Annotated in this window: 8 protein-coding genes and 1 pseudogene; 2 read left to right on the plus strand and 7 right to left on the minus strand. The window is 60.2% G+C overall.

What is annotated here, in order from left to right; genetic code table 11:
- The 5 genes from EOA33_RS16665 to EOA33_RS16685 form a co-directional block, all read right to left on the minus strand.
- The coding region (locus tag EOA33_RS16665) for an SPFH domain-containing protein (protein ID WP_127406088.1) at positions 1-800 on the minus strand (800 nt) is incomplete at its 3' end.
- A gap of 200 nt (positions 801-1000) precedes the next feature.
- A complete protein-coding gene (locus EOA33_RS16670; protein ID WP_127406089.1) occupies positions 1001-2014 on the minus strand; it encodes a zinc-binding alcohol dehydrogenase family protein in 1014 nt (337 codons plus the stop codon).
- Positions 2015-2086: 72 nt separating this feature from the next.
- Positions 2087-3007 (minus strand): sugar ABC transporter substrate-binding protein, encoded by a 921-nt coding sequence (locus EOA33_RS16675; RefSeq protein ID WP_127406090.1) that lies wholly within the window; start codon positions 3005-3007, stop codon positions 2087-2089.
- 88 nt (positions 3008-3095) lie between these two features.
- Positions 3096-3875 carry an ATP-binding cassette domain-containing protein gene (locus EOA33_RS16680; RefSeq protein WP_127406091.1) on the minus strand — a complete coding sequence of 260 codons (780 nt, stop codon included), beginning with the start codon at positions 3873-3875 and terminating at the stop codon, positions 3096-3098.
- Positions 3872-4924 (minus strand): ABC transporter permease, encoded by a 1053-nt coding sequence (locus tag EOA33_RS16685; RefSeq protein WP_245455565.1) that lies wholly within the window; start codon positions 4922-4924, stop codon positions 3872-3874. The genes EOA33_RS16680 and EOA33_RS16685 overlap by 4 nt, the downstream gene beginning before the upstream one ends.
- 168 nt (positions 4925-5092) lie before the next feature.
- Here EOA33_RS16685 and EOA33_RS16690 point away from each other — a divergent pair, with 168 nt between their 5' ends.
- A complete protein-coding gene (locus tag EOA33_RS16690; protein ID WP_126056158.1) occupies positions 5093-5989 on the plus strand; it encodes a GntR family transcriptional regulator in 897 nt (298 codons plus the stop codon).
- A gap of 64 nt (positions 5990-6053) precedes the next feature.
- Here EOA33_RS16690 and EOA33_RS16695 read toward each other — a convergent pair whose 3' ends face one another.
- Positions 6054-6647 carry a DJ-1/PfpI family protein gene (locus tag EOA33_RS16695; RefSeq protein WP_126056159.1) on the minus strand — a complete coding sequence of 198 codons (594 nt, stop codon included), beginning with the start codon at positions 6645-6647 and terminating at the stop codon, positions 6054-6056.
- A 168-nt stretch (positions 6648-6815) separates the two neighbouring features.
- Positions 6816-7505, minus strand: a complete 690-nt coding sequence (locus tag EOA33_RS16700) for a GntR family transcriptional regulator (protein ID WP_126056160.1) — start codon at positions 7503-7505, stop codon at positions 6816-6818.
- Between the two features lie 141 nt (positions 7506-7646).
- Here EOA33_RS16700 and EOA33_RS16705 point away from each other — a divergent pair.
- Positions 7647-8012 (plus strand): annotated as a pseudogene (locus EOA33_RS16705) (iron-containing alcohol dehydrogenase); the annotation flags it as partial.
- Positions 8013-8022 lie beyond the last annotated feature (10 nt).

Consider the following 8022-nt stretch of genomic DNA (forward strand, 5'->3'; position numbering starts at 1 on the left):
GCCCCCGCCCCCGCCAGGCCGCCCGGATTCTCGGCGGCGATCGGGATCGATTCGGCAGTCTGGAACTGGGCATAGCGATTGAGGTCGCCCAGCATGTTCATCGAACTCACCTTGTCGAGGACGCGTTGGAGCTCCTCGGGCAACGACAGGCTCTGCACGTAGAAGCTCTTGACGTCGATGCCGTAGGCTTGGAGCGCCGGGCCGATCGCCTCCGCCAGTTGCTGCGAGAATGTTTCCTGATTGGCCGCCATGTCGATAAAGGCGATGTTGCTCTGGCCGAGCTTGCTGGCGATGGCAGTGAGGATGGCACCGCGCAGCTGCCCCTCGATCATCTCGGAGGTGGAGCGCTCGGCCGTGCCGACCAGACGCGACCAGAACACCCCGACATCGCCAATGGCATAGGCATAGTTGCCGAAGGCGCGTAGGCGGATCGGCCCATATTCCTTGTCACGGACAGTCAGGGGCTGGGTGGTGCCCCATTTGCGATCGATCTGGTCCTTGGTGTCGAAGAAATACACGTCCGACTTGAAGGGAGACTCGAAGAACTTGTCCCAGTTCTTCAGATAGGTCAGCACCGGCAGCGTCTGGGTGTTGAGCGTGTAGGTGCCTGGCCCGAAGATGTCGGCGATCTTGCCTTCATTGAAGAAGGCCGCCTTCTGCGTCTCGCGCACCACGAGCTGGGCGCCGTTCTGGATTTCCATGCCGGACATTGGGAACCGAGAGGCCAGCACGCCCGGTTCGTCTGCAGTCCACTGGATGACGTCGATAAATTGCTTGGAAATGAAGTCCAGAATGCCCATGCCCGTTCACCCCATTTCAACGGATCTAAACCACGAGACAGCCATCCGATTTAGCACGGCTGGCAAACCAGGAAGACTAACCCACCTCGAAACGTGACGACAACTAGCCCTTTAGTAACCGGTCGCCAGTGTCGAACACAACCACTTTGTGAGATAGGTTCGGCCCACGTTTGTTCAGTTGAGCGGCTGCTTTGGAGGCCCTAGAAGGCGATCACGGCCTTGATAAGCCCCGATTTCTGATTTGCCCAATGAGAAATATCGCGCGGGCTGTTTTGAACGGTGGTGTGGTGCGTTGTGAGCTTGTCCACGGGTATGGCGCCGTCGTGCATTGCCGCCATGACGTGGTCGAAGTCGGCGCGAAGCGCGTTGCGGCTGCCGATCAACATCATCTCGCGTTTGTGGAATTCGGGGTCCGAGAAGCTGATCTGGTCCTTGATCACGCTTACCATTACCAGGGCACCGCCGTGGGCCACGTAACCGAAAGCTGCCTGTATCGAAGCCTTGCTGCCGGTCGCATCGAAGACGAGGTCGAAGCAATCGCCATCGGTTCGTTCTCTCACCAGTTTGACAGGTGAAACCGAAGCACCATCGATGACCGGAAACCCGAGTTGGCTTTCGGCGAAGTCGAGCCGTTCCGTGCTGGTGTCCATGAGCGTCACCGCTTGGCCGGCAATACGCGCAAACAATGCCGTACCCAGTCCGATGGGCCCGGCGCCGACGACCAGCGTATGTGCGCCGGCAGCAAGCTCGGAGCGTCTCACCGCGTGAGCGCCGATCGCCAGGAACTCGACAGCCGCCGCGTGAACGAGCGGCAATCCTGCGACCGGGTAGAGGTTGCCGGCAGGCACCAGCAATTCCTCACACATGCCGCCGTCGCGATGAACGCCCAACACCTCGATCGATACGCAGCAATTCGGCTTGCCGTGACGGCAGGCAATGCATTTGTCGCAGGCAAAATAGGGATTTACGACGACCCGCTCACCGACCTCGATGGTGACGCCTTCGCCAACCGCAGTCACGGTGCCAGAGAGTTCATGCCCCATGACACGTGGATAGGCCAGGTAGGGATGCTTGCCCTCAAAGATGTGGTAATCGGTGCCACAGATGCCGACATGGCTGATGCTGACCAGCGCCCATCCGGCGCCAGGCGGGCCGGGCGCCGGGCGATCCTCGAAGATCAGTTCGCCGGGCTTTCGGCATACGAGCGCTTTCATGCGAATTGTCTTCCTGAAATGTTTCAAAAAGAACCCGGCGGCGGAGATCACCGCCGGGCCAAGGTGTGGAGCCTATTCGAAGTCTTTGACGTTCTGCAGCGTCACCAGTCCTGCCCCGGTATCCACATTGGCTTCGACGGTCTCCCCGCGGATCGCCTTGACGACAGTATCGATGCCAAGTTCGCCCATTTTTGCCGGAAATTGCGCAACGCTGGCATCTTCCGCGCCGGACTTGATCGCTTCGATCTCACCGCAGCAGGCGTCGAAGCCGACAAGGATGATCTTGTCGTTGGCGATCCCCGCATTGCTGATCGACTTGACGGCTCCTGGGATAGGCGGTCCGCAGGCTGCGTAGATTGCCTTGAGATCGGGATTGGCGGTCAGGATGTCCTCGGTCACCGACGTGCCAAGTTCAAGCGTGCAATTGGTTGCACCCTTGCCGACGACGTCCACCTTGACGTCGCCGAGCCCCTCCATCATGCCGGTGACCCTGTCGTCCAGCGCCGGCACTCCCGGAACGCCTTGCAGGATACCTATCTTGTCGCCGCTCTTGAGCACTGTCTTCAGATACTCTCCGGCGATCTTGCCGCCGTTGAGGTTGTTGGTCGAAACCAACGCGGTCTGGCCTTTCCAGTCCGGGATACCGTTGTCGACGAGAACCACCTTGATGCCGGCAGCGACCGCCTTGTCGAGCGTCGGCGCGACGGTCGGATCGACGGGAGTGATCGCCAGACCCTTGACCCCTTGCGTGATCATCGATTCGATCAGGGCAATCTGGCCCTCGATGTCGGTTGCCGCCTGGCCCTGGCCGGTGACCAACTCGACTTCAGGATGAGCGGCCGCGTATTTCTTGGCGGCATCCTCCATGGTCGAGTAGAACGGCACCGGGAATTTCGTAATCAGGCCGACCTTGATCTTGTCGGCCGCCGAAGCCGGCATCGCACACGCAACGCCGATCGCCAGCCCAGCGAACAGTTTTCGGTTTAGTGGCATTCCATTCCTCCCTTGGAATTGAGGCGGCTTCCGACGGAAGTCGCTTCAGTCATTTGCGGACCGGAACGGTCCCCAAATCTCGAACGGATCAGGCTCCCACGATCATGGAGACCAGTTCCTGCTTGTTGTCCTTGGTCGGCATCAGCTCACCGACCTTGCGGCCCTGGCGAAGCACCACGGCGCGATCGGCAAGCTCGACGACATGCTCCATGTTGTGGGTTATCAGGATAACAGCGTTGCCCTGGTCGCGCAGGGCGGCGACCAGGTTGAGCACTTGCCGCGATTCACGCAGCCCAAGTGCGGCGGTCGGCTCGTCCAGGATCACGACCTTGCGGGCAAACACGGTCGACCGGGCCACCGCAATGGCTTGCCTTTGTCCACCCGACATCATGGCAACGACGGCGTCCAGCCTTGGCAACGTGACTTTCAAATTGGCGAGCAGAATGCGCGTTTCGGCATCCATCCGGCGCTGTTGAAGAAATCGCATGCCGCGAGGAAGCCATTGCGGCCCCGCCAGTTCGCGACCGGCAAAGAAGTTCTGTCCTGGCGTCAGATTGTCGAACAGCGCCAGATCCTGGTAGACAGTCTCGATACCGGCGAAGCGCGCATCCGCAGGGGAGCGTATCTGCGTTGGCGCACCGTCCAGGAGGATCGCGCCGGCATCGAGTTGGTGCACTCCGCTGATGCATTTGGTCAACGTCGACTTGCCAGCGCCGTTGTCGCCAAGAAGCCCCAAGATCTCGCCGCGTCGGACCTCGATGCTGACGTCGTCCAGCGCCACAACCGAGCCGAAACGCTTGGTCGCGCCGCGTACCGCAAGCACAGGATATTCAGCTGCATGATCGACGCCTGCTGGAACGGCACTCACGACTGCCTCCCGGCCTGCATGACGCGCACGCGCCCTTCAAGATAGTTGCGCAACACATCGGACTCGACCGCTATGACGATGACCACCCCGATAACGATGAGTTGGAAGAAGACATTGACGTTGAGCAGGTTGAGCGCGTTGCGGATGACGCCGATCATGATGGCGCCGATCAAGGCATGGCCAAGATGGCCGCGGCCGCCGAGAAAGCTGGCACCGCCGATGATCACCGCCGCGATCGTATCCAGTTCCAGCAGATTGCCGAACAAGGGCGAACCGGCGTCGGTGCGGCCGGCAAGGATGACCGCACCGACGCCGGCGCACAGTCCTGAGATCACATAGACCGAAACCAGGACCCAGGAGACGGGAATGCCCATGCGGACTGCGGCGTCGGGCCGGCCGCCAACGGCATAGATCCAGCGCCCCCAGACCATCGTCTTGGCCATGACGAAAATCACCGCGGCAACGCCCGCGACCACAAATACCGATCCCGGCAGACCCCAGACCGCCTCGCGGCCAAGCGCATCGATGGCATCCGGCATGCCGGGAATGGCCCGCCCGTCGGCGAGTTGGAGCGCCAATCCCTTGGCGATGCTCAATGTCGCCAGCGTGATGATGAACGGATGCGGCAACCGACCGAAGACGTAGAAGAGCCCGTTGATGGCGCCGACCGCCGCACCGCAGCCAACCATGACCGCGATTACCAGGACGGCGGGAGCGCCGGCATGGAAGCTGAGCGCGCCGACGACCGAAGCCAGTGCCACGTTCGAGCCGACGGACAGATCGATCCCGCGTGTCAGGATGACAAGATGCTGGCCCATCGCCACAACAGAGATGACGGCGGTCTGGGCGAGGATGTTGCTGAGGTTGCGTCCGGTCAAGAAATAGGGCGACAAAAAACTGAGAACGACAATCAGCAGGGCCAGGATAACAACCGGGCCAGCACTCAGCAGGGCCAAGCCCAGCGCGAGTCCGGGAACAGCTTCTTGCTTCCTGGGTGCTCGCAATGCGGCCTCGCCGACAGTGGTGCCGGTGTCTCCCGTTTCAGGCAAGTTCCCCTCCCCGCCGGGGCTTTTGTAAGCCTCGTCGTCAAAAAACTTGTGCCGTATTTTAGCTTCCTCTTATCGATAAAAAACAACCAGAGTATCCCTTGGTCAAGTTGTTTTTTATGGATAAAGTTCACGCTGGAAAGAACAAGGTAATGCTCTGAGGTAGATCCTATGCGAACCGACACTGTCTACAAGAAGGCTTTCAACCGGGTCGCCAGTATGCTGCACGACGGACAATTGACCGGCGAGCTTCCTTCCGAAAATGAGCTTAGACGGCGAATGGGAGTCAGCCGCACGACTGTCCGAAAGGTCCTGAGAGAACTTGCCCGCCGCGACCTTATCGCCGAGCGCGGCGGCGTCAGGACGGCAGGCCGAGCGGTCGAGGATAACGATTACTATCCCGACGCCGAAACCACATCACGCGCCAAGCACGTCGAGCAGCAATTCATGGAGTGGATGCTGCGCGGTGACACCAGACCCGGCACCAGCATCAACGAGCTCGAGCTTGCGCGGCAGTTCGGTGTCGCAACCAACGGAATTCGCGAGTTCCTGATCCGCTTCAGCCGATTTGGGCTGCTCGAAAAAAGGCCGAACACGGGTTGGCTTTTCAAGGGCTTTACGGAAGATTTCGCACTTGAGCTGTTCGAGATCCGCGTAATGTTCGAGCTGCGCTCGGCGCATCTGTTTTCACAGCAGGCCGACACTTCTCCCCTGTGGGAGAAGCTGGCCGTGCTCAAGATTGCGCATACCGAACTGCTGAAGCGGATTGAAAGCCGCTTCCACGACTTTTCAGGCCTCGATAACCGGTTTCACCGGCTCATAAACGAGGCTTCGCCGAACCGCTTCATCGACGATTTCTACGATATCATCAGCTTCATTTTTCACTACCACTATCAGTGGAACAAACATGACGAGAAGCAGCGCAACCAGGCGGCGATCCTGGAGCATCTTGCCTATATCGATGCGCTCGAAAGCCGCGATCCCGAGCGCATTGAGCGAGCCTGCCGAGCACATCTGGGCTCGGCAAGAGAAACGCTGATGCGTTCGCTGATCGTATTTGACGAATGATGGAATCGAGCCACCTTTGAAGGGGGCCGACGCATCCATTGCGGGATGCGTCGGGACCAAACGCTTACGCGTGGCGGATTTCCGTTCCCAGCACCTTCAGGCATTCACGGATGAACGCCGCAAGCGCCGTCCAACCTTTCGCCGAAACCATCGTCCCATCCACATAGGCATCGGTGGGCGACAGGTCGATGTACGTGCCGCCTGCCAGCGTCACCTCCGGTTCGCAAGCCGCGAGCGCGCCGACCTTCTTGCCGCGGACGACGCCGTCCACCGCTATCAGGATCTGGACGCCGTGGCAGATCGTAAATATCGGTTTGTTCGCCTCGTGGAAGTGGCGCACCATCGCCTGCACGCGCTTGTCGGTGCGGATATATTCCGGTCCGCGCCCGCCGGCGCAGTAGACGGCGTCGTATTGGCTCAGTTGCTTCTCGGCGTCGGAAAAGGTCTTGTTGATCAGCGCATTGTGACCGGGCTTTTCGGTATAGGTCTGATCGCCTTCAAAATCGTGCAGCGATGTCTTGATCAGGTCGCCGGCTTTCTTGTCGGGGCAGACGACATGAACAGTATGGCCGACGGCCTCCATCGCCTGCTGGTAGACGAAGATTTCATATTCCTCGGTGAATTCGCCCGTCAGCATCAGTATCTTTTTTCCTGGCATGGTCTTCCTCTCGGTTTGTGGGAAGGCGAGGTGCATTTGGCGCCTCGCCAGACAGGGATCGAAATCGGAGCAGAGCGGTTAAGTCGGGGAATAGTTTTCCTTGGCGTTGGCTGGGCGATCGGCGGCCCGTCGAGCTTGACGGTCCCCGGGCAAGCGAGATCGCGATGGCTACTCGAACGCAGGCAGGAGCCGGTCCCGCGAATTCTCGATGTGCACGCGCATGGCTTTTTCGGCGGCGTCCGGATCGCCCGCGGAGAAGGCGGCGAGGATGGCCTCATGCTCGTCGAGTGCCTCTTCGGTCACGCGTGAGTGATACATCAAGCGGAAGATGTGGAAGTGGGTATGCTGGTGATTGAGCGTCTCGCGAATGAGCTCGTTCTGGGCGAACTCGACGATCTTGTCGTGGAAGATCGCATCCTGACGGGCGAAGTTCGAATAACGCAGGCGTTCGTCTTTCCCCTCTCGCCGGGCCATGACGCCAGCCGCTTCCTGCAGCACGGTCAGGCGCTCGTCGTCCAGTCTTGCAGTGGCTTTGGCCGCGGCAGCTGGCTCAAGCAGAAGGCGCAGCTCGTAAAGCTCGTCAAAGCGGCGGCGGGTGATTTGCGGGGCGGCCCGATAGCCGATCAGGTGGGTCTTCAACACCAGGCCCTCACCCTCCAACCTGCCAAGCGCTTCGCGAATGGGGGTATGCGAGACGTTGAATTCCTTCACGAGATTGTCGACGGTGATGCGCGATCCCGGAGCAATCCTGAGCGACATCAGCTGCGCGAAGATTGCCTCGTAAACGTCGCCGGCCAGGCTGTTGGCGCGCTGGATACGGGCTGTCGAAGGAGCTTCCGTCAGGTCCGCGTTCTGCATTGTTTACCCTCTTGACAGGAGCACTCACTAGCACGATGGTTCGGTCAATTCAATCCTATATCCTATACGATTTAATAGAGGATATTTTGGGAAATGACCCGGACGTCGAGGCCCGGCCTCTGGAACTGAAGGATGCCGTCCATGACCTTGTTCGCAGCCGCGCGCCTGCCGCGCGAGATCCTGTTCGGCAAAGGCCAGCGTCATGTGCTGCCTGCCGTTGCCGCCAAATTTGGGCGGCGCGCGTTCGTCTGCACCGACGAGCGTTTCGCGGCGACTTCGCAGCTCGCCGAAATTCTTGCGGGCTTGCACAATGCGGCGATAGAGACGCTGGTCTACGACCGAACGCTGCCGGATGTGCCCCGCGACAGCGTCGCCGCCTGCATTGCGCAGGCGAAGGATTTCAAGCCGGACATGGTGATCGGGATCGGCGGGGGCAGCTGCCTCGACATGGCCAAATGCGCAGCACTTCTGCTCAGCCATGGTGGCAGGCCCCAGGATTACTATGGCTGAGCAGAAG

Source organism: Mesorhizobium sp. M4A.F.Ca.ET.050.02.1.1, assembly GCF_003997725.1.
Taxonomy (GTDB): Bacteria; Pseudomonadota; Alphaproteobacteria; order Rhizobiales; family Rhizobiaceae; genus Mesorhizobium.

Coding starts and splice junctions, on each gene's coding strand:
- EOA33_RS16670 (WP_127406089.1), bottom strand. CDS start 2,014: ATGAAAGCGCTCGTATGCCGAAAGCCCGGCGAACTGATCTTCGAGGAT.
- EOA33_RS16675 (WP_127406090.1), bottom strand. CDS start 3,007: ATGCCACTAAACCGAAAACTGTTCGCTGGGCTGGCGATCGGCGTTGCG.
- EOA33_RS16690 (WP_126056158.1), top strand. CDS start 5,093: ATGCGAACCGACACTGTCTACAAGAAGGCTTTCAACCGGGTCGCCAGT.
- EOA33_RS16695 (WP_126056159.1), bottom strand. CDS start 6,647: ATGCCAGGAAAAAAGATACTGATGCTGACGGGCGAATTCACCGAGGAA.
- EOA33_RS16700 (WP_126056160.1), bottom strand. CDS start 7,505: ATGCAGAACGCGGACCTGACGGAAGCTCCTTCGACAGCCCGTATCCAG.